Genomic DNA, 21,590 nt, shown 5'->3' with positions numbered 1-21,590 from the left:
CGAATTGACCCATCTGCCGAGAAATCACTGACCCACTCGGGAGGCTCGCGGACCAATGTCATTGCTGGGTCCGCATCGATCGCGGGTGGGTCAGTCGCGGGTCGGCGCATGGGTCAATTCGGCGTCGGCGCCAACACCCGGATACCTACGCGCGCTTCGACAAGGTGATCCTGGTGCATGGAGTGCGTATTATCAGTGAATTCGCGTACGCCGATTTCATTACGCAAGGTTTGCCGCAAAGCGAACTTCTTGGCGACCTGGTGCGCGACAAACTGATCTACTACCCCACGGCCACGCGCGAACCGTTTAAGTATCAAGGGCGGATTACCGACCTCATCGGAAGTGGCAAACTTGCTGCCGACACAGGGTTGCCGCCTATCAACCCCGAACATGACCGCGCAATGATCTGCGGCAGTCCCGCGATGCTGCAGGATACTTGCCATCTCCTCGATGCCTGCGGCTTCGTCATCTCGCCCGCGCAGGGCGAACCCGGCGATTACGTCATCGAACGCGCCTTCGTCGAGAAATAGGGAGTTTGGCGATGACATTTGTTGTTACTGAATCCTGTATTCAATGCAAATACACGGACTGTGTCGATGTTTGCCCAGTCGATTGTTTTCGTGAAGGTCCTAACTTTCTGGTAATCGATCCTGATGAATGTATCGATTGCGCGGTATGTGTGGCTGAATGTCCAGAGAACGCGATCTTTGCGGAAGAGGACGTGCCCGCTGACCAGTGCGATTTCATCGAGTTCAATGCAGTCCTCGCCAAGCATCTCGACTGGAAACCGATTTCGCAGAAAAAAGAGCCGCTGCCTGACCACGAAAAATGGTCGCAGGTTGCTGGCAAACGCCAGTACCTCGATCGCGGCGACGCTTAACCATTGCGACCTTTCTAGGGAATAGACAAATGCTTTCTTCTGGAACGTCAGGAACGACCAATTTGATGGACCGTTTCGGCCGCCGAATTGACTACCTACGCCTCTCGGTAACGGATCGATGCGACCTGCGATGCCGCTACTGCATGCCTGAGGGATTCAAGAACTTCGAGGAACCGGCGCATTGGTTGACATTCGAGGAAATCGAACGCCTTTTGGGCATCTTTGCCAGACTCGGCGTCAGCCGCGTGCGCCTGACAGGGGGCGAACCGCTGTTGAGAAGAAATCTGCCGCAACTTGCCGAGCGCTTGGCGAAACTGCCTGGCCTCAACGATCTCTCGCTGTCGACCAACGGTACACAGTTGATAAAGCACGGCGCGGCACTTAAGGCCGCAGGTGTGTCGCGACTAAATGTTAGTCTTGACACACTGCAGCCAGAGCGATTCCAACAGATATCCGGCCGCGCAGCGTTTGAGCAAGTGCTTTCGGGTTTGGCGCATGCGCAACAGCTTGGATTTGCTCCAATCAAGATCAACATGGTGGCCATGCGGGGAGTCAATGATGACGAAATCGAAGATATGGTTTCGTTTTGCATGGATCGCGGTTTTGTACTACGTCTGATCGAAACAATGCCGGTGGGAGAGACTGGTCGCAGAACCGAGTTTCTGGACTTGCAACCGGTGATCCAACGCCTTCAACGTAAGTTTGGGTTGATTGATCACATCGAACCGATCGGCGCCGGCCCTGCGCGTTATTTTCGCACCCCGGACGGCCGCTTCAGCTTGGGTCTGATCACTCCGATTTCACAACACTTCTGTGAAAGCTGCAACCGGGTCAGGCTGACCGTCGATGGCACGCTTTACCTTTGCCTGGGACAGGAGGCACACGTTGAGTTCCGCCCGCTGCTGCGAGGTGGCGCATCCGACGCCGAAATTGTGACCACGATTCGACACGCCATAGAACTTAAACCTGAAAGGCATGAGTTTAAAGAGCAACCACATAAAATTGTGCGTTTCATGTCGGCTACAGGTGGCTGAGCCCCACGGGAGCGCCTCCGAATAGCTGCTTTGTGGATCAAACTCTGCCTAAAAACGCTTAGAGTACTATTTTTTCCGAATTCTGTGGGCTTCCCAAGCTCATTTGTAGATAGCGTGAGCACGGCACCGCATCATTTGCAGTTAATTTGGGCCGAAAACGGAGCTGAATGCGAGCACGACTGTTTTCAAACGCGAGCCGTTACATCTACCGGCGCCGACTGAGACAGAAGGCGCTACTTGTAGCGGCTCGCGTTTGAAACGGGCCATGCTCGCATTCGACGCGCTTCCCGGCTCAGATTAAGTGCAAATGACGGACGGCTCGTGCTCACGCTATCTGCAAATATGCTCGCAATCCATGGCGCCGACTTGCATTCGACGGCGAGGTGCTCGCGCTAACTGCAAGTGAAATTATACCTACGGTGACAGGCCGGATTCGACCCAAAGCTGACATTCACAGCCAGACAGTTAGCCCTTAGAAAATCTATCTGACTTGGCTAGGGCTCGTTCAAGCACAACGATATCTTCCTTGTTCGTTTGCCCGCACGAGCCTGCCCAAACGAAATCCCATTGATCACTTTCCACAAAGGCAGCTTTTAAGGGACTTGGTGAAACCGTGTTCTTGCTGTTCAGGTAGTTTCCATCCCACAGAAGCTCAATGCCCACGGGCGACAAAGCCGTTCCTAAAGCATGTCTAAAGTCAGCATCCGAAGCACGGCTCTTGAATTCTATGAGAAGTTCATTGCTACCGTGCCCCATACGAACTACGTACTTGTACATACTTAACCCACATCCATTATTGTTGATACAGCAATTTCGGCGTCCATGAGCTATGACCGCTTTTGGCCGAATGCAGTCCATCACTCACAGTCTGTTAACGACCCAAAGCTGCCCTTCGAACATATGCTGGGACGTCACCTTCTAAATAAATCATGGCGATGTATCAGTGATCCAGATAAGGCTGTAAGGTCTGCTCAAGCCAGTCGATAAAGAAGCGCACGCGCCGCGACAGATTATGCCGGTGCGCCACCACGACAGATACTGGCAAGGGTTCAGGACGCAGATCGGGGAGAATTTCGACCAGCTCGCCACTTTGGAGGAATTGAGCTAGGCTCGGCAATCCAGCCTGAATAAGCCCGAGCCCAGCCAGTCCCGCACCATGGTAGGTTTGTACATTGTTCACGCTCACGGATCCCGGCAGCGGCAGCACTGCGTAGCCGTCGCCTTCCGGATATTCCCATCCAAACGGCCGGGTCCCCAGTGTGGGCGTGTAGTGCACCATCCGATGGCGTTGCACCAGCAGATCTTGCAGCGTCTGTGGGACACCATGGCGCGCGAGACAGGCAGGGCTCGCCGCATTGACCATTCTTAAGGTCCCCAGCCGGCGGGCCACCAGTGTCTCGTCGAAAATGCCGCCAACGCGCAGCACACAATCCATGCCCTCCTGGATCAGGTCAACGCGCCTGTCGGTGCTCGAAATTTCCAGTTCGACGCCGGGGTACGCTTGAATAAACGTCGGCATCGCCGGAATGACGATCAGCCGCGCGAATTCGGTTGGCAGGTCGATGCGGATGCGGCCGCTCAAAGGCGCATCGGTGCCACTGAACATGGAAGCCAAATCGTCCGCATCCGCCAGTAGTCCACGCGCCCGCGTGTAAAAGTCGCGTCCATCTTCGGTCAGCTGCACCGTGCGGGTGGATCGGTGCAACAGGCGCGCGCCCATTTGTGCTTCGATCTGGCGCACCACATTCGAGGCGCGGCCTTTTTGTATGCCCAGGCTTTCTGCCGCATGCGTAAAGCTGCCCATTTCTGCGATGCGAACAAAGATCGCCAGTGCGTCCAGATTTTGCATTGTGATTTATTGAGATAACAATGGGTTTTTATTGGCGTACTTTATAGCATAAGTCGCGCGATACATACTGGACACTTCTGGAGCAGGCAAGGTTGCTCCACAATTTGGAGAGAACGATGCGCTACAACCAACTGGGTAACACCGGGCTTTTCGTGTCGGAGCTTTGTCTCGGGACAATGACGTTTGGCCCTGCCGGGCAGGCCGGCCTGTACCACGATATCGCCGGGATGGATCAGCCAACTGCCGACGCAATCGTCAAGCAATGCATCGACGCAGGGATTAATTTCTTTGACACGGCGGATGTCTACACGCATGGCCATTCCGAGCGCATGCTTGGCCAGGCATTGAAAAACCTTGGCGTGGCGCGCAAGGATGTCGTCATCGCCACAAAGGTCTTCAATCCATCGGGCCCTGGTCCAAATGACCGGGGCGCCTCGCGCGGGCATATCATGGACGCGGTCGAAGCAAGCCTGGAGCGGTTGCAGGTGGACTACATCGACCTGTACCAGTTGCACGCCAACGATCCCGTGACGCCGATCGAGGAAACGCTGCGCGCGCTCGATGACCTCATTTCCCGCGGCCTGGTGCGCTACGCCGGTGTTTCGAACTGGCCCGCCTGGCGTATCGCCAAAGCCAATGGCCTGGCCAATCTCCATGGCTTTTCGCGTTTCGAAACAGTCCAAGCCTATTACTCCATTGCCGGCCGCGACCTGGAGCGGGAAATCGCGCCGATGCTGACCGAAGAAAAGATGGGCCTTCTGGTCTGGTCACCGCTGGCCGGCGGTCTGCTGTCGGGCAAGTACGTTCCTGACGCAACGAGCGAGGGACGGCGCGCAACGTTCGATTTCCCACCCGTCGACAAGGCTAAAGCGTGGGAATGCGTGGCGACCATGAGTCAAATTGCCGAGAAACATGCCACCAGTGTCGCAGGCATCGCACTGGCTTATGTGCTGGCGAAGTCTTTTGTGACGTCGGTCATTATTGGCACCAAACGGATTGAGCAGGTCGCGCAGAACCTGGCGGCCGTCTCTATCGAACTCAACGCCGATGATCTCGCCGCGCTCGACAAAGTCAGCCAACTCGCGCCTGAATACCCTGGCTGGATGCTTGAACGGACTGCGCCGACACGTATGCCTTCAGGTCAGCAAATCATGCCCGCCACGACTTCCCCCACCCCACGTTAAAGGTTTCTCATGAGCATAAGTTCAACTGAATTAAACGGCGTTGTTATTTTTCATTCAGGCTACGGCCACACGACAAGGATGGCCGAAGCCGTTGCCGGAGGCGCGCAAGCGTCCCTGTTGTCAATCGACGCCGGAGGCAACCTGCCTGACGAAGCGTGGGCAAAGGTCGATGCAGCGCACTTCATCATTCTCGGTTCGCCGACGTATATGGGCGGGCCGAGTTGGCAATTCAAAAAATTCGCGGACGCGTCATCCAAGCAGTGGTTTGGGGATCTCTGGAAAGACAAGATTTTTGGCGGCTTTACCAACAGCGCGAGTATCAATGGGGACAAAATGGCGACACTCCAGTATTTCACGTTGCTGGCGGCGCAGCATCGCGGTATTTGGGTAGGCGTGGGCATGAAATCGTCCAACACCAAGGCATCGCAGCGCGACGATATCAATCGCATGGGGTCGTTTCTCGGCCCGATGGCGCAAACACCCGCTGATGCATCGCCTGATGAAATGTCGCCAGGGGATCTGGAAACGGCCCGTCTTTACGGCGCGCGGGTTGCCGGTGTTGCAGCAAAATTATTCCCAAATACATTCAACAGCATGTCTCTGGATGACCTGTAAGAGTAAAACTTCTCAACCAAACTAGGAATGCATCGCATGAACATGCCAGCCACAGAATTATCCCAACAACTGCGTGCCGAGCGTATTGCCGTCGAAACGCTGTATCGCGCCTTCAGCGAACAAAACCCCGATATGGTGGATGCCGTGCTTGCACCCACGTGGGAAGATCTTCCATTAGCGCTAGGCCAGGAAGCCGGGCCGGCCGGAATCAAGCCCATCATTCGCATGGTTGCCGCTGCTTTCCCGGATGTGAAAGTGACGATCCATGACATGCTCCAGGAGCCGGGCAAGATCGGTGTGCGGGCCGAGATCAGTGGCACCCACCTGGGTGAATTGTTCGGCATCGCGCCAACTGGAAAAAAGGTGAGCTTCCGCCTGCACGAATTTCATTCGATTGCCAACGGCTTGATTACTACTACGTGGCATATGGAAGACTGGTTCGGGTTGTTCTTGCAGATTGGACAATTCCCACCCCAAGGTTGCCCCTTTTTCTGACTGGCTTACAGGTTTCATGGCCGTCATAACAAGCCGGATGTAGCCGGATGCCTCTCACCGAGAATGAAGACCCGCGCTATGTGAGCAGAACAAGTTTTCAGTTTTTGCGACATCTTACTGCTGTGGAACTCAATACTTTTTTTCTTCGAAATTCGGCCAGCTTGTAGGTCCGGTTTTGGCCGAAAGCGGAAGTTGCCTTTGGGCGATTGTACCGTACAGCTACACCCATGCGAGGCGCTGCCATCGAGACGCTTTTCGTGTCTCACATGGGTTGATCGGGCACCTTCGAGACATCGACGCCCGATGGTGTAGACTCAAACGAGACGAAGTCCATGGCCTTCCGGTGTTTGCAGTTAGCGCGAGCACGTCACCATGGAATGCGAGCCGACGCCGTCGATTGCAAGCTCATTTGCAGATAGCGTGAGCACGGGCGCCCCGTCATTTGCAGTTAATTCGAGCCGAAAACGGCGTCGAATGCGAGCATGCCCGTTTTCAAACGCGAGCCGTTACAGCTACTCAATGCAACACAACCCAAAGCGCGACGGCCGCCGCTGCCATCGTAACGCACGCGGCGAACACGTTCAGCTTGGCGATCCTGTGGGCGTCGCGCACAGGACCGGCGAACTTGGCGAGGGCGGCGTCGATTTCCTTCGACACCCCAGCGGCCGTACTGCGCGCGCCCTCCTGCATGAGCTGGTCGATGGCATCTTTGGCGGCCGAGAGGGACGCGTTGAGGATGCGTTCTGCTTTTTCCCTGGCGTCATTTCCCCATCTGAGTGCCAGTTGCTCTAATTCCTCCTTGTACTGGTCGAGCTGGGCCTGCTGCGCCTTGGAGCTGTCCTGCAGCAGTCGATTGTTGATCGTCTGCAGGACAAGGATCGGATCGTCGCGTGAAACTACGATCCCGTGCTTGCTGGCGATTTCCTTGATGAGTTCTTCCAATTGGTCGCTCATCACAGCACCGTCGCGTTTTCCATCTGGCCGTAGACCTGGCCCTTGATGATTTTGAGGCGCTGACGGGTCATGATGGTCAGCGATTCCTGTGCGATGGCCTGGTCGAACGTCAACCGTTCCTGCAGCATGTCGCTCAGATCGCGGCCGTACGTCTCCTTCTTGAGCGACGGAATCTGGATGATCGCGGAAACCCGACCCTTATTGGTCGTGTAGGCCTTCATCTGCTCAAAGCCCTTGCCCTCATGTTCGATCGGTCCCCAAAACGGATTGAGCCACACCACAAACAACGCTTCGGACGGGAACTGGCTCACGAGCTGGTTGAAGCCGCTGATCGTGTCCAGAAGAGCCTGGCCACCTGTCACAACGGTATGTATCACCAGTTCGCGTCCCATTTCACCCAGCAACGCCGGCACCTGGTTGCTGATGAGGAAATGCGACAGCGGGACGAAGGAACTGGCGCCGTTGTCAACAATCACATCGCCCTTGGCCGCCGCGATCATCTCGATCAGGGTGTCGAAGCTGCGGGGATTGATCTCGTCCGCTTCCATGATCTGGAGGCGCTTCACATTGAGCGCCTTGTAACCGTGGAATGTCGCGTTCACGGGATCGGTGTCGATATTGGTTGGTGATTCGCCGCCTCTTTCGCCGAGGAATTGAGCCAGGAACGCCGCTGTTACCGACTTCCCTACGCCACCCTTCCCTTGCAAAACAAAGTGTACTTTTGACATTATATTAAGTCCTTCACGTTGGGTTCCGAGTTGAATGTAAAGCCGGTCGGAGTGTCCGGCGCCTTGATCTTTGGCCCCTGGTTTTGGGGAGCGGGTTTTGATACTTGCCGGCCACGCTCGATGGCCGGCTGCGGGTTGGTCTTGGCCGGCACAGGATCGGACGGCCTGGTCGATTTCATGCGTATGTAGCGGTTCACATAGTTGAGGAATGTGTCGTATCCGAAGGCCACCCGCTTCTCTTCGTGCATGTTGGCCCATATCGTCTTGACCGCGTATCCAGCATCCACGGCCAGCTTCACGTCATCACGCACCGCCAAAAACGCGACCAGGTTCTTGTCGCGTTTAGTCGATTCACGCCGCTTCACCCACTCGGCAAGCTGCTCGGGATAAGACTTCGCCATATCAATTTTTCATCTGCTGGGAATTCCATTTAGTGTCAATTTTTAGCCGATTTTTACCGGTCTACGAACGATTATAGAGCGTATACGGTTTATTTCGTCATATCCGTTGCAAAAAAGTCTTGTTTGATTGAGTTAAAAGCGGATAAATCGAAAAGTGAGTGGTATCATTTCTTGGCGTAATGGACTCGGAGAGTCGGGCAAGATAGGTGAAGATAGCTATCCCGCAAGCGGGATATCTCTCTTCACTCTCCCTTATTCGCGCCTGCGGCGCTCAACGGGACTCTTGCTCTGCGAGGCAGGCGGCTACCGCCGCCAAAAGCAACCCCACAGTCAAGGACAGCACCATGAACGACAAGAGCAACCGCCCCTTCACAACCAACAGCGAAGCCCTCACTGACGGCAGCGTGACGTGGTTCGTCTTGCACTACGACACGCTCAAAAAAATCGCCTCGGCCAGCGACGAGGCGACAGTCACCGACCTGGAAATGAGGTTGAACGCGGTGTGCGAGGAATGGGCTGGGGAGTCGCCCGATCACCTCGTCATCGAAGAAGACTGACGGAGCCAAGGCATGACCGACAAGGCAACAAAAGTGACCCGGAAGTACAAGCACCTGCGGGTGCCCGTGCTACCGGACGAGGAAGAGCAAATTGCACGCAACGCGAGGGCGGCCAACCTTCCGGTGGCTGTCTTCCTGCGCAACATCGGCCAGGGATACGAGGCGCGCAGCATCCTGGACAACCGCCGCGTGGAAGAGCTGGCCCGCATCAACGGCGACCTCGGCCGGCTCGGCGGGCTGTTGAAGCTCTGGCTCACCAACGACGCGAGGACGGCCGAGTTCGGCGAGGCGACGATACGCGCCCTGCTCTCCAAGATCGAGACAACCCAGGACCAGATGCACGGCATCATGCGCGAGGTGCTGATACCCAGGGCGCAGCGGTGAAAACTTTAGCCGCTAAAGTTTCCGGGCGGATCAAATGATCGTCCGGCACGTTCCCATGGAATCCGCGCAGAAAAGCAACTTCGCGGAACTGGTCGAGTACATGACCGATCCCCAGGACAAGAACGAGCGGGTTGGCACGATCACCACCACCAATTGCCAGTCCGAGCAGGCGGAAATCGCCATGCTCGAAGTATTGAACACGCAAATCCAGAACACCCGGTCGTCGTCGGACAAGACCTATCACCTGATCGTCGCCTTCCCCGTCGGCGAGGAGCCTGACGCGGCGACCTTGAAGGCCATCGAAGAGCGCATCTGCGCTGTCATCGGGTTCAGCGAACACCAGCGCGTCAGCGCCGTCCACCACGACACCGACAACCTGCACATCCACATCGCGATCAACAAGATTCACCCGACCCGCTACACCATCCACGAGCCGTTCAACGCCTATCACGTCTTGGGCCAGCTTTGCGACAAGCTTGAGGTCGAATACGGCATGCAGAAGGTCAACCACCAAGCAAACAAAAACGGGAGCGAGAACCGGGCCTCGGACATGGAGCGGCATTCGGACGTGGAGAGCCTGCTGGGCTGGATCAAGCGCGAATGCCAGGAGCAAATACGCGGCGCGCAGTCCTGGTCGTCGCTGCATGAGGTGATGCGCGACCACGGGCTTGAAATCCGCGAGCACGCGAACGGGCTGGTCATCAGCGCCGAGAACGGCATCAGCGTCAAGGCCAGCTCGGTCCACCGGGAGTTTTCCAAGAAAAACCTGGAAGGGCGCTTGGGCAGCTTCACGAAGTCCCAGGCATCGGATGCGGCGGCGCCGAAGAAGCGCTACGAGAAGAAGCCGATGCGCTCGAAGATCAACACGGTCGAACTGCACGCTAAGTACAAGCAAGCCCAGCAAACAGCGACGACCGAAAGGGCGGCCGAGTGGGCCAAGGCCATCGCCCGCAAGAACAGGCTGGTCGAAGATGCCAAGCGCGCGGACCGGTTGAAGCGGGCCGCGATCAAGATCAGCGGGGCGCCTGGAATCGGCAAGAAGCTGATGTACGCCGCGACCAGCAAGGCATTGCGCGACGACATCGCCGCCATCAACAAGCAGTACATGCTGGAGCGGCAGGCGATCTATGACAAGTACCAGCGCATGGCATGGGCCGACTGGCTGCGCAAGGAAGCCACAGCGGGCGATCAGGAGGCTCTGGAGGCCTTGCGATCTCGTGAGGACTCTACGGGGCTGCGCGGGAATACGGTGGCAGGGAAGGGCGCTCAAAAGGCCGGCGCGACCCCTTCCAAGCACGACAGCATCACCAAGCGCGGCACGATCATCTACAAGGTCGGCGCCAGCGCCGTGCGCGACGATGGCGACAAGCTCAACGTCTCACGGGGCGCGGACGACGCGGCCATGCAGGCGGCGCTGCGCATGGCCGCCGAGCGGTACGGTCCGGTCATCACGGTTAACGGCACGGCCGAATTCAAGGAAAAAATCGTACGGGCGGCAGCCGCCGCCAACCTCCCGATCAGCTTTGCTGACGCCACCCAGGAAGCGCGCCGGCAGCAGTTGACCCAACACCACACCACGAAGGAGAGCACCTATGGAAGCAACAGCAGACACAACAAACGCCAGGTCCGAGGACGAGCTGATCGCGGACGCGATGGAAGCCCTGGACAAGCCGCTGCTCGCGCAGCCGCAAGCCGCGCCGCAAGCGCAGCGCGAGCCGGCGCCGCAGCAGGTCCAGGACGACACGGACATGCCGACAGCATTAAGCCCGACACTGGAAAAGCTGGACAGCGCCCGTCGCCCCAAGCCCGGAACGCTGTGCGAGGTGTGTCCGAACTCGGTGTGGTTCACGTCGCCGAAAGAGGTGAAATGCTATTGCCGCGTCATGTACCTGGTGGTGTGGAGCAGCAAGGAGCCAAACCAAATAACCGGGTGCGACGGGATTTACGTGGGCCAGGAAGAGTAAGGCCAGCCGGCGCGATCCGGCCGGCACCTACCGCCAAGACGAACATCGGCAAACCCAACATCGGGAAACTCGGCAGCTCACCCCCGCCCGCCAGTAAGGACAGGCTGCGCCCGCTGTCTCAACTCGGCGCCATCAGCATCGGCGACCACGGCGGCGCGGCGGCACCGACGCCAGCGCCGAGCCTGGCGCCGACCGTGGCGCAGCAGCCCGTGGCGTCGAAGGCGACGCTGACGGACGCGGGGATTCGTCGCGACATCTTCGGACTCGACAAGAAATCGGCGGGCGATGCCGCCGCCGACAAATATATCGCTGAGCGAGAGCAAAAACGCACTAAAATATTCGATATACCGAAGCATATACGATACAATTTTACTAATGATGAAACTGTGCTATTCGGCGGTATGCGTCAAATCGACGGGCAGGCTCTGGCTCTGCTCAAGCAGGGCGAAGAGGTCATGGTCTTGCCAGTGGACGACGCAACCGCCCGCCGCCTCAAACGGGTAACGGTTGGGGAGCCAATCAGTGTGACCGCGAAAGGTGCCATCAAAACGAAAGGAAGAAGCAGATGAACGACCGTTTCAACAATGCGGTAGGACCGCAGGTGCGCGCCAAGAAGCCAGGGCCAGGGAAAGTCATCCCGGCCCTAGCGGTCTTGTCGCTGGGGGGAGGTCTGCAGGCAGCAACGCAGTTCTTCGCGAACGACATGCGCTACCAGGACGCCCTCGGCGCGCACGTCAACCACTTCTACGCGCCGTGGGGGATCATCCATTGGGCGAGCAAGTGGTACGGGCAATACCCGGACGCGTTCATGCGCGCCGGCAGCGTCGGCGTGTCGGTGGCCGGCGTCGGCCTCATCAGTCTGGTCGTGGTCAAGATGGTCATGGCGAACACCTCGAAGGTCAACGAATACCTGCACGGCTCGGCCCGCTGGGCGAACAAGAAGGATATCCAAGACGCGGGCCTGCTGCCACGCCCGCGCAAATGGCATGAGATTATGCGCGGCGCCCAGCCGGCCGCCAGCAACGGCGTCTACGTCGGGGCTTGGGTCGATGCCAAGGGCAAGCTCCAATACTTGCGCCACAACGGCCCCGAGCACGTTTTGACGTACGCGCCAACCCGTTCGGGCAAGGGTGTCGGCCTGGTGGTCCCCACCTTGCTTTCCTGGCCCGACAGTTGCGTCATCACCGACCTGAAAGGCGAGTTGTGGGCGATGACTGCCGGTTGGCGGCAGAAGTACGCGAAGAACAAGGTGCTGCGCTTCGAGCCGGCCGATCCGAACTGCGAGGTGTTCCACAACGCTATGGATGAAATCCGGGTCGGCAGCGGCAACGAAGTCGGCGACGTGCAAAGCCTGGCGACGCTGATTGTCGATCCGGACGGCAAGGGCCTGGAAACGCACTGGCAGAAGACCAGCCAGGCACTTCTGGTTGGTGTCATCCTACACGCGCTGTACAAGAAGAAGAACGAAGGCACGCCGGCATCGCTGCCGTATGTTGACCACATGCTCGCCGATCCCAACCGCAGCACGGCCGAGCTGTGGATGGAAATGGCGACGTACAGTCACGTCAACGGCAAGAACCATCCAGCGGTCGGCGCCGCCGCCCGCGACATGATGGACCGACCGGAAGAAGAGGCCGGGTCCGTCCTGTCCACCGCCAAATCCTACCTGGCCCTGTACCGCGATCCCATCGTGGCGCGCAACGTTAGCTCGTCCAGCTTCCGCATCAAGGACCTGATGAACCACGACAGCCCGGTCAGCCTCTACATCGTGACGCAGCCGAACGACAAAGCCCGCCTGCGCCCCCTGGTGCGGATCATGATGAACCAGATCGTGCGCCTGCTGGCCGACAAGATGGAATTCGAGCGCATCCAGGCGGGCATGCCCTGGTGGCGCCGGCTGCTCGCCAAGGCCGGCATCACCCAAGCCGCCGAGACCTACATTCGTTCCAAGAAGGGATACAAGCATCGGCTGCTTGGGATGATTGACGAGTTCCCAAGCCTCGGCAAGCTGGAAATCCTGCAGGAGTCGCTGGCGTTCGTGGCCGGCTACGGTATCAAGTTCTACCTGATCTGCCAGGACATCAACCAGCTCAAGAGCAGGGAGACCGGCTATGGCCCCGACGAAACCATTACGTCGAACTGTCACGTCCAGAACGCCTACCCGCCAAACAGGGTCGAGACCGCCGATCACCTGTCCAAACTGACCGGGACGACGACGGTGGCGAAAGAACAGATCACCACCAGCGGCCGACGCACCAGCGGCTTGCTGGGCCAGGTGTCGCGCACCATCCAGGAAGTGCAGCGCCCGCTGCTGACGACCGACGAATGTCTGCGCATGCCAGGGCCGAAGAAGGACGGCGAGCTGATCGTGGAGGCCGGCGACATGGTGGTCTACGTGGCGGGCTTCCCGGCCATCTACGGCCGCCAGCCGCTGTACTTCCAGGACAAGACCTTCGCGGCGCGCGCCGCCGTCGAAGAACCCAAACACAGCGACAAGGTGCGCGCCACCAGCGCCGCGACCGAAGAGAAGGCGATCACGCTATGAAAATCAAACCCATCCTGCGCAAGATCACCATCGTGACCGCGATCACGGGCCTGGCCGCGACCACGCTCGGCCTGATGTTCTACGTCGCTGGCGGCCGGGTCAACACCACCAGGAGCATCCCGGTCGGCTTGTATTGGACCAGCAGCAAGCCGGTGGAGAAGGGCGCGTACGTGCTGTTATGCCCGCCGCCAGTGGAGGCGATTGCAGAAGCCAAGCGGAGGGGCTACCTGACCACCGGTTTCTGCCCCGGCAAACTCGGCTACATGATGAAGAAAATTTTAGCCGCTAAAGAAGACTCCGTTGCCATCACGAACGAAGGCGTGACGGTCAACGGCGCGATGTTGCCGCTCAGCGGGCCGATGGTGATGGACAAGTACGGCCGGCCGCTGCCGCGCTACCAGCACACCAAATTCGTTATCAGCGACAACGAGGTCCTGGTCATGTCGGACGTGAACGGCAAGTCGTTCGACGGCCGCTACTTCGGCCCGATTCTTCGTTCCCAAATCCAGACCGTCATTGTGCCGGTCATCACCTGGTAGGAGGCGTCATGAGACTGTTCATTGCGGAAAAGCCGGACCTGGCGAAAGCCATCGTTGAAGGCCTCGGCGGCGGTAGCCGGAAGGATGGCTACTATGAATGCGGCGACGACAAAGTGGCCTGGTGCTTCGGCCACATGCTGCAACTGCTCGACCCGGAGGACTACGACGAGCGCTACAAGGTGTGGTCCATGGACGACCTGCCGATGTCGCATATCCCCTGGCGCAAGAAGCCCAGCGGCGATGCCAGCAGCCAGAAGCAGCTCAAGGTCATCACCGGCCTGCTCAAGCAGGCCAACAGCGTCGTCAATGCCGGCGATCCGGACGAGGAAGGCCAGCTTCTGGTCGATGAAATCCTGGAATACGCCAACTGCCGGCTCCCGGTGCAGCGCGTCCTCATCAACAACAACACCACCGTCGCAGTCAAGAAGGCGCTGGCTACGATGCGTGACAACAAGGAATTCGCAGGTCTGTCGGCCGCCGCCGAGGCGCGCAGCGTGGGCGACCAGCTCTACGGCTACAACCTGACCAGGGCGTACACGCTGGCCGCGCGCGCGAAAGGCTACCAAGGCGTCATGAGCGTGGGCCGCGTGCAGACCCCCATCGTCGGCCTAGTGGTGCGCCGCACCCGCGCCTTCAAGGTGCACGAGAAGGCCTACTACTACAACGTCACGGGCCAGTTCGACGTTGCCGGCGTGGCGTTCCCGGCGCGCTACCAGGTGGCCGAGGGCGACCCGGTGGACGAGAAGCGCCGCCTCACCAGCGAGTCGCACGCCCAGGGCATCGCCGATGCCGTCAAGGGCCAGCCGGCGCGGATCGTCAGCGCCGGCACTACCCGCGAGGAAAAACACCCGCCGCTGCCATACAACCTGCTCAAGCTGCAGACGGACGCCTCGCGCAAGTACGGCTACAAACCCGACGAGACCAAGGACATCACCCAATCGCTGCGCGAGAAGCACAAACTCATCACGTACAACCGCAGCGACTGCGAATACCTGAGCGACGAACTGCACGCCGAGGCGCCCGGCGTGCTGGCCGCCGTCGCCAAGACGGCGCCGATCCTGGCCGGCGCCGCGCAGCGCGGCGACCCGACCATCAAAAGCCGCGCCTTCAACTCGGCCAAGGTCTCGGCCCACCACGGGATCATCCCGACCGAGACCGTCGCAGACCTGGCGAACCTGTCCGAGGGCGAGCAGAAAATCTATCTGCTGATCGCCCGCGCCTACATCGCCCAATTCTGGCCCAAGCAGCAGTTTGACCGCACCGATATTCTGATCGAGGTCGCAGGCCACCGCTTCGCGGTGCGCGCCGACGTGACGACCCGCCTTGGCTGGGCTGCGCTGTACAAGAACGACGCTGGCAATGAAGACCTGGAAGGGGACGAGAACGCCGTCGAGGTCGATATTCGGACCTTGCGCGAAGGCCATTCCGGCACCTGCACCGACGCCGAGGCGGCGAAGCAGGAGACCAAGCCGCAGCCGCTGTACACGATGGCAACGCTGCTGACGGACCTGACCCGCGTGGCGAAGTACATCCGCGACGAGCGCCTGCGCAAGCTGCTGCTCGACAAGGACAAGGGCAAGGAAGGGGAGCACGGAGGGATCGGCACGCCGGCCACTAGGGACAGCATCATCAAGACGCTGTTCGACCGGTCCTATCTGATCGAGCAGGGCAAGAACATCGTGCCGACCAAGACCGCCGAAGAGTTCTACGACGCCCTGCCGGATCAGGCGAAATTCCCCGACATGACCGCGCTCTGGCACGAGCAGCAAAAGGTTATCAAGGCGGGCGAACGCGACACGGTGTCGTTCGTCACCGAGCTGATGGAGTACATCGCCGGCGAGGTCGGTGGCGTCAAGGAGCACGGCTTGGATATCAAGGTCGATATCCATCCCTGCCCGACATGCGCGAAGCCATTGGCGCGCATCAAGAAGAAGGACAAGAACGAATTCTTTTGGGGCTGCAGCGGCTACACCGATGGCTGCAAATACTCGTGCGAGGACAAGGCGGGTAAGCCAGTACCCAAGGAAGTCCCGAAGGTCTCGGAGCTGCACAAGTGTATGGCGTGCGGCAAGGGCTTGTCACGCCGCCCGAGTCCGAAGAAGAAGGGCACCTTCTGGTGGAGCTGCAGCGACTACCCGACCTGCAAGCAGTCGTACAACGATGTCAAGGGCAAACCCGACTACAGCAAACCCAAGTCTGCAGCCGCCGCGTAATCAACTTTCAAGGAGCACACCATGACCGACCAAACCGCCGCCATCATCCCCTTCAACCCTGAGGCCGGCAAGAGCGCCGCGCTGCTGGAGACGGCCGCGCCCGGCGACGCCAGCAGCGGCCCCGTCATCGAGAAGCTGCAGGACGCCCTGACGCCAGGCTACCAGGCCGAATTCGATCCGGCCGAGGCCGAGGCGGCCGGCGCGTTCCAGGAGGACGCGCTGAGCGAAGCCGATGCCCTCGCCAGCTCGCATGACACGCTGCACTTCCAGGCGCCGGCCGCGCCGGCCAAGGAGTAATCGGATGGCCTTGTCAATCGAGCAGTGCAAGGAAATGGTCCTTGAATTCTGCTCGATCTACCCCGTCGCGGCGCACGTCGCTTTCAAGATTCGTAATACCCAGGAGGAATTGTATGGACCCGAAAACACCAAAGAAAAAGCCGGCACCATCCTCGGTGCGTTTTGTCCCGAACAGCGACAAGCGGACTTCGCCGCTTCCAACTTTCGTGACACGGACGAGTTTAAAGGAACTCTTAGACACGAAGTCCTCGGACACTTCGGAATCAACACCTTTACCGCCGACGAAAAAGCCGGAGTCCTAACGGCCATTGTCGAGGCCCGCGACCAGCCTGTCTTGCGTGGTCTCTGGCGAAAGATTGATCGACTGTACGAGGACCGCCCAGAGCGCATCCGGGCCGAAGAAGTTTTCGCCTTCACATGCGAGGCGATCCGACCGGACAGGCCAGTCGATCCGATTGAAGCAGAAAAGTCGTACAGAGAGGTCTGCGTGGAACGCACCAGGCCAATGACCGAACGGGACCTGAGCAACATCACGTCCATGGTGGCGCAAGGGATGCGTGACCAGACACGCGAGCCGCAGGAGCATCCGTGGGCCGATTACGAAATGCGAAGAGGTGACAACATGGAAAACGAAAAGAAGCCGTTTCACGAAACCGTCGCGGAAAAGCTGATCGAGCAGCTAAAGCAAGGCACCGCGCCGTGGCAGAAGCCGTGGGAGCCTGGCGAGGCCGGCGCCAACATGCCGGTCAATCCGACGACCGGCAAGCGCTACAAGGGCATCAACGCTCTGCAGCTCATGAGCGAGGGCCGCGAGGACCAGCGCTGGATGACGTACAAGCAGGCGGCGGCCGTCGATGCCCAGGTGCGCAAGGGCGAGAAAGGCACGCCGATCCAGTACTGGAAATTCAGCGAGGATCAGAACAAGACGGACGCGGCCGGCAAGCCGATCCTCGACAGCAGGGGCGAGCCGGTCAAGGAGACCGTCAAGCTTGAGCGGCCGAGGGTGTTCTTCGCCACCGTGTTCAATGCCGAGCAGATCGACGGCCTGGCGCCGCAGCAGCCACGCCAGGAGCATGCCTGGAACGCCGTGGAGCGCGCCGAGCAAATTCTGCAGGCTTCGGGTGCGACGATCCGTCATGGCGAGCACGACCGCGCTTTCTACCGTCCATCGAGCGACAGCATCCACCTTCCCGAGAAGGACCAGTTCCCGACAGCGGACAATTACTACGCGACGGCGCTGCACGAGCTGGGCCACTGGACCGGCCACGGCACGCGGCTGGACCGCGACCTGGTGCATCCCTTCGGCAGCGAGGGCTATGCCAAGGAGGAACTGCGCGCCGAAATCGCCAGCATGATCCTCGGCGACGAGCTTGGGATCGGCCACGATCCCGAGCAGCACGCCGCGTACGTAGGCTCCTGGATTAAGGCCCTGGAAGACGATCCGCTCGAAATTTTCCGGGCCGCCGCCGACGCCGAGAAGATCCAGACCTACGTTTTGGGCCTGGAACAGGCGCAGGTCCAAGAACTTGCGACCTCGCCAGTGGTGGCGGCCAACGAGCACCCGGCCGCGTTTTTGGATACCAACGGTATGCTGCGCGACTGGAATACAGCCGACCAGATGCCAGCCGACTGGCAAGGCGTGGTGAAGAACGAAGGCGCGTTCTGGTATGTGGGCCAAGAGTCTGGCGAACGGTCCTTCACGGTGCTAGCGGCCAGCACCCTGAAAGGCGCCGAGGCCGAGACGGCCAGGGGGCAGGCCTTGGCGGTGGACATTGGCGCGGTTCTGGACGATTCTAGCGTGTCGTTCAGCCACTTCGAGGCCTACCAAGGAGCGACGTTGGAAGAGGCGTTGCGCAGTCGTGGGCTGACGACCATCGGCAATGTCACCGGCAGCGATCCGGCGCAGTTCTACGAAAAAGCAGAGGACCGGCTTTCGCTTGTGTTTGGTATGGAACCAGGAAAAACCGGTGTGGACAATGCCTATCTTGAGCGCAAGGGACTTGCCCAGGAGTTCGCCATTAAGGCCGAACAGCTTATGATGCCGCTCCAAGAGCAGACGATGGAGGCTGACATGACGGTGCCACAGCAGGCAGTTGCGGAAAAGACGGTCGAGGAGCGCGCCGAGGCGTGGACGCTCGCCCGGATCGAGCAGGACACCCTCACGCGCGCCTTGGACAACGCCAGTCTGGCGCAGATCAATCGCATGCAGGAGATGCTGGCCACGATGGAGCCGCTGGATACGCAAAACCCATTCTGGCAGCGGCATGAGCTGCCTCAGGATGTGGCTCCATTGCAGGAGAAGATCGACGCGGCACACGAGCTGGTGGAGTCGTGCCAGGCCGATGCCCGCGTTGCGGAGGCCAGGCTTAATCTTGTCACCGGCCAGGCGTTCGGACGGGAGCGTGCCGGTGGCAACGAAGCTTTTGACCGCGAAGCCCAGGACGTGCTTGGATTCACCCTGCCGCATGATTGGAACGGCCGCGTGCAGGTCCAGGGCAACGTGACCGAGGAAATTAACGGCAAGTTGGTCGTGACCTCGGCATTGTCGAAAGGCACGGCACCCGAGTCGTGGGGCGTCTATGCCCAGCTCGGCGACGGCACGCACGAGCACCTGGCCGACCGGCCGACCGAGCTGCAGGCCGACGAGCTGGCCGAGCGCCTGGCCGTGATCGACGCCCGGTCCACCATCTACGAGCATGAAAAGGCGGCCAAGCTGGCCCGCGTCAATGAGGAACGTGTTCGCCGCAGCCCCGACAGCACCGACGAGGATATTTCAGCGGCTAAAGACGCCCGCAAGAACGCCGAGTTCGCGGCGACGACCAACGACGCTGACCTGCAGCGCAGGATCGAATTCGAGGAGCGTCAGCGCAGCCAGCAGGCGGCGCCGGCCGATGCGCGCCAGGATGCCCCGAAAAACCTGATCACCGTGCCGTACAAGGAGAAAGAGGAAGCGAAGGCGCTGGGCGCGAAATGGGACCGCAAGGAACAGTACTGGTACGTGCCGCAGAATGTCGATCCGGCCCCATTCGCCAAATGGGCGCAGCAGCCGGGCCAAGCGACCCCAGGCGAAGCGCAGGCGCCCGCGACGGCTGCTGACAAGCCGGCCGCCGCGAAGGCCTTGGAGGGGCGTGCATACCTCGCCGTGCCTTACAGCGAACGCACCGCGGCGAAGGCGGCCGGCGCCGAATGGGACAAGGCGGCCAAGTCGTGGTACGCCGGGCCGAAGGCCGACCTGGCGAAGCTGGACAAGTGGAAGCCGGAAAACGTGCCGGCACAGCAGGGTCCGGCGATGACGCCAAGGGAGGAATTCGCCGACGCGCTGAAGTCGATCGGTTGCGTGGTCTCTGCCGGCAGCGACCATCCGATCATGGACGGAGAGAAGCACCGCATCAGCGTCGAGGGCGAGAAGTTCAGCGAGAAATCCGGGTCCGGCTTCTATGTCGGCCACATAGACGGGCATCCGGCCGGCTACATGAAGAACAACCGGACCGGCGTCGACCTCACCTGGAAGGCCAAAGGCTACACGCTCGATCCCGAGCAAAAGGCCCTACTGGCGGCGGAGGCGGCCGAGAAGCTGCAGCGGCGCGAAGCCGAGCTGTCCAAGCAGCAGGAGCAGGCCGCCAAGCGCGTCGGCAAGGAGCTGGGCAAGCTGGTCCCGGTGGCGACGGCCACGCCGTACATGCAGGCCAAGGGCATCGAGCCGCATGCCGGCGCGCTGACCGACAAGGACGGCAAAAAGACCTACGTGCCGGCGACCGACGTGGATGGCAAGCACTGGACGACGCAGTACATCAAGGAAGACGGCACAAAGCGCTTCGCCAAGGACAGCAAGAAGGAAGGTTGCTTCCATGTCGTCGGCGGCATGGCCGAGCTGGCGAAGGCGCCGGCCATCGTCATCGGCGAGGGCTACGCGACCGCCGCTAGCCTGAAACAGTCGCTCGGTTTCGCCACGGTGTCGGCGTTCGACTCGGGCAACCTGGCGGCCGTGGCACAGGCGCTGCACCAGAAGTTCCCGGACAAGCCGGTCGTGATCGCTGGCGACGACGACCGGCACCTGGAAGTGACCCAGGGCGCCAACCCCGGCCGGACCAAGGCCGAGGAAGCCGCAAAGCTGGTCGGCGGGAAGCTGCTGATGCCGATCTTTGCGCCGGGCGAGAACAGCTATCCGGCCAATCTGGAACCAGTGACCCCTGACAAGTACCGCGAACACCAGCGCACCGGCAAGGCCCTGAGCGACGAGCAGACGGCGGCGCTGGCGCAGATGAAGCAGTTCACGGATTTCAACGACCTAGCGAACAAGAGCGCGCTCGGCACCGAAGGAATCGACCGCCAAGTACGGTCCCTGGTCGAATCCGTCATCGAGAAGCACCAGGCGGCGCAGGCTCAGTCCGAGCAGCAGGAGCATGATCGTAGTGCCACCGTCGAGGCAGAGAAGGAGAAAATGGCGCAGCAGGTCGAGGCGTCGAAGCGTCGCCGGGCCGCGAAAGTCGCGTAATCAATCGCCGGGCGGTCGCTTCGGCCCGCTCGGCTCATCCACATGAACAATATTTAGCCGCTAAATTTCGTTGACGATTAACTGTATACAGGTCAATCCTGAGCAGGAGGGACGGCTGACCCGCCAAAGTTCATCATCACTATTGTCCCAATACAGGTAAATGTAGCGGCTCGCGTTTGAAAACGGCCATGCTCGCATTCGACGAGTTTTACGGCTCAAATTAACTGCAAATGACCGTAGGGTCGTGCTCACGCTACCTGCAAACGTGCTTGCAATCGACGTCAGCTCGCATTCGACGGCAGCATGCTCACGCTAACTGCAAATGAAATGCTTGCATTGACAGGCAGCTTTCGCTCCAATGCGGGCGTTGAAAAGAATGCCACACGACATCTAGTTGCCCAATCATGCACCTTGAATTATTGTACGGGGTTATCATTTATCGATCGACGTCAACAA

General features: G+C 59.8%; 17 protein-coding genes and 2 pseudogenes. 14 read left to right on the top strand and 5 right to left on the bottom strand.

The window, feature by feature from the left end:
• Positions 1 to 131: 131 nt before the first annotated feature.
• From Q0S71_RS18310 to moaA, 3 genes and pseudogenes are all read left to right on the top strand, one after another.
• Positions 132 to 530 (top strand): annotated as a pseudogene (locus tag Q0S71_RS18310) (ferredoxin--NADP reductase); the annotation flags it as partial.
• 11 nt (positions 531 to 541) lie between these two features.
• Positions 542 to 880: a ferredoxin FdxA gene (gene fdxA, locus Q0S71_RS18305; RefSeq protein WP_295998993.1), complete on the top strand. Its 339-nt coding sequence runs from the start codon at positions 542 to 544 to the stop codon at positions 878 to 880.
• Positions 881 to 945: 65 nt separating this feature from the next.
• On the top strand, positions 946 to 1,914 hold the full coding sequence (gene moaA / locus Q0S71_RS18300) for a GTP 3',8-cyclase MoaA (RefSeq protein WP_295998990.1): 969 nt from the start codon (positions 946 to 948) through the stop codon (positions 1,912 to 1,914).
• 465 nt (positions 1,915 to 2,379) lie between these two features.
• Here moaA and Q0S71_RS18295 read toward each other — a convergent pair whose 3' ends face one another.
• Together Q0S71_RS18295 and Q0S71_RS18290 are read right to left on the bottom strand one after the other, a co-directional pair.
• Complete coding sequence (locus tag Q0S71_RS18295) at positions 2,380 to 2,691, bottom strand: hypothetical protein (protein ID WP_295998987.1); 312 nt, start codon at positions 2,689 to 2,691, stop codon at positions 2,380 to 2,382.
• A gap of 163 nt (positions 2,692 to 2,854) precedes the next feature.
• A complete protein-coding gene (locus Q0S71_RS18290) occupies positions 2,855 to 3,763 on the bottom strand; it encodes a LysR family transcriptional regulator (RefSeq protein WP_295998984.1) in 909 nt (302 codons plus the stop codon).
• 116 nt (positions 3,764 to 3,879) lie between these two features.
• On the opposite strand from Q0S71_RS18290, the gene Q0S71_RS18285 reads away from it, so the two are divergent.
• The 3 genes from Q0S71_RS18285 to Q0S71_RS18275 are packed head-to-tail and all read left to right on the top strand — an operon-like array spanning position 3,880 to position 6,057.
• The gene (locus Q0S71_RS18285; RefSeq protein ID WP_295998981.1) at positions 3,880 to 4,947 is read left to right on the top strand and encodes an aldo/keto reductase; all 1,068 of its coding nucleotides are present in this window, start codon (positions 3,880 to 3,882) and stop codon (positions 4,945 to 4,947) included.
• Positions 4,948 to 4,956: 9 nt separating this feature from the next.
• Positions 4,957 to 5,562: a flavodoxin family protein gene (locus Q0S71_RS18280; protein ID WP_295998976.1), complete on the top strand. Its 606-nt coding sequence runs from the start codon at positions 4,957 to 4,959 to the stop codon at positions 5,560 to 5,562.
• Between the two features lie 36 nt (positions 5,563 to 5,598).
• Entirely contained in the window at positions 5,599 to 6,057 is a 459-nt protein-coding gene (locus Q0S71_RS18275) for an ester cyclase (RefSeq protein ID WP_295998974.1), read from the top strand.
• A 516-nt stretch (positions 6,058 to 6,573) separates the two neighbouring features.
• Here the strand turns inward: Q0S71_RS18275 and Q0S71_RS18270 are convergent.
• From Q0S71_RS18270 to Q0S71_RS18260, 3 genes are read right to left on the bottom strand one after another with little or no spacing between them, the layout of a single operon-like run.
• A complete protein-coding gene (locus Q0S71_RS18270; protein WP_295998971.1) occupies positions 6,574 to 7,011 on the bottom strand; it encodes a conjugal transfer protein TraM in 438 nt (145 codons plus the stop codon).
• On the bottom strand, positions 7,011 to 7,739 hold the full coding sequence (locus Q0S71_RS18265) for a conjugal transfer protein TraL (RefSeq protein ID WP_295998968.1): 729 nt from the start codon (positions 7,737 to 7,739) through the stop codon (positions 7,011 to 7,013). The genes Q0S71_RS18270 and Q0S71_RS18265 overlap by 1 nt, the downstream gene beginning before the upstream one ends.
• Positions 7,739 to 8,140, bottom strand: coding sequence for a TraK family protein (locus Q0S71_RS18260; RefSeq protein ID WP_295998965.1), 402 nt, complete (start codon positions 8,138 to 8,140; stop codon positions 7,739 to 7,741). Before Q0S71_RS18260 ends, Q0S71_RS18265 begins: the two co-directional genes overlap by 1 nt.
• A gap of 344 nt (positions 8,141 to 8,484) precedes the next feature.
• On the opposite strand from Q0S71_RS18260, the gene Q0S71_RS18255 reads away from it, so the two are divergent.
• From Q0S71_RS18255 to Q0S71_RS18220, 8 genes and pseudogenes are all read left to right on the top strand, one after another.
• Entirely contained in the window at positions 8,485 to 8,697 is a 213-nt protein-coding gene (locus tag Q0S71_RS18255) for a hypothetical protein (RefSeq protein ID WP_295998963.1), read from the top strand.
• Between the two features lie 12 nt (positions 8,698 to 8,709).
• Entirely contained in the window at positions 8,710 to 9,081 is a 372-nt protein-coding gene (traJ, locus tag Q0S71_RS18250) for a conjugal transfer transcriptional regulator TraJ (RefSeq protein ID WP_295998961.1), read from the top strand.
• A 34-nt stretch (positions 9,082 to 9,115) separates the two neighbouring features.
• On the top strand, positions 9,116 to 11,614 hold the full coding sequence (gene traI, locus Q0S71_RS18245) for a TraI/MobA(P) family conjugative relaxase (protein ID WP_367185317.1): 2,499 nt from the start codon (positions 9,116 to 9,118) through the stop codon (positions 11,612 to 11,614).
• Positions 11,611 to 13,590, top strand: a complete 1,980-nt coding sequence (locus Q0S71_RS18240) for a type IV secretory system conjugative DNA transfer family protein (RefSeq protein WP_295998956.1) — start codon at positions 11,611 to 11,613, stop codon at positions 13,588 to 13,590. The genes traI and Q0S71_RS18240 overlap by 4 nt, the downstream gene beginning before the upstream one ends.
• Positions 13,587 to 14,129, top strand: a complete 543-nt coding sequence (gene traF / locus Q0S71_RS18235; RefSeq protein WP_295998953.1) for a conjugative transfer signal peptidase TraF — start codon at positions 13,587 to 13,589, stop codon at positions 14,127 to 14,129. The genes Q0S71_RS18240 and traF overlap by 4 nt, the downstream gene beginning before the upstream one ends.
• An 8-nt stretch (positions 14,130 to 14,137) precedes the next feature.
• Positions 14,138 to 16,342 (top strand): DNA topoisomerase 3, encoded by a 2,205-nt coding sequence (locus Q0S71_RS18230; protein WP_295998950.1) that lies wholly within the window; start codon positions 14,138 to 14,140, stop codon positions 16,340 to 16,342.
• 123 nt (positions 16,343 to 16,465) lie between these two features.
• Positions 16,466 to 16,588 (top strand): annotated as a pseudogene (locus Q0S71_RS27445) (conjugal transfer protein TraD); the annotation flags it as partial.
• Positions 16,589 to 16,643: 55 nt separating this feature from the next.
• Positions 16,644 to 21,134, top strand: coding sequence for a zincin-like metallopeptidase domain-containing protein (locus Q0S71_RS18220; protein WP_295998944.1), 4,491 nt, complete (start codon positions 16,644 to 16,646; stop codon positions 21,132 to 21,134).
• The last annotated feature ends 456 nt before the right edge of the window (positions 21,135 to 21,590 follow it).

The sequence above is a fragment of the Rugamonas sp. genome (assembly GCF_025354735.1).
GTDB lineage: Bacteria > Pseudomonadota > Gammaproteobacteria > Burkholderiales > Burkholderiaceae_D > Rugamonas.
This window is presented reverse-complemented; position numbering and strand designations above follow the sequence as displayed.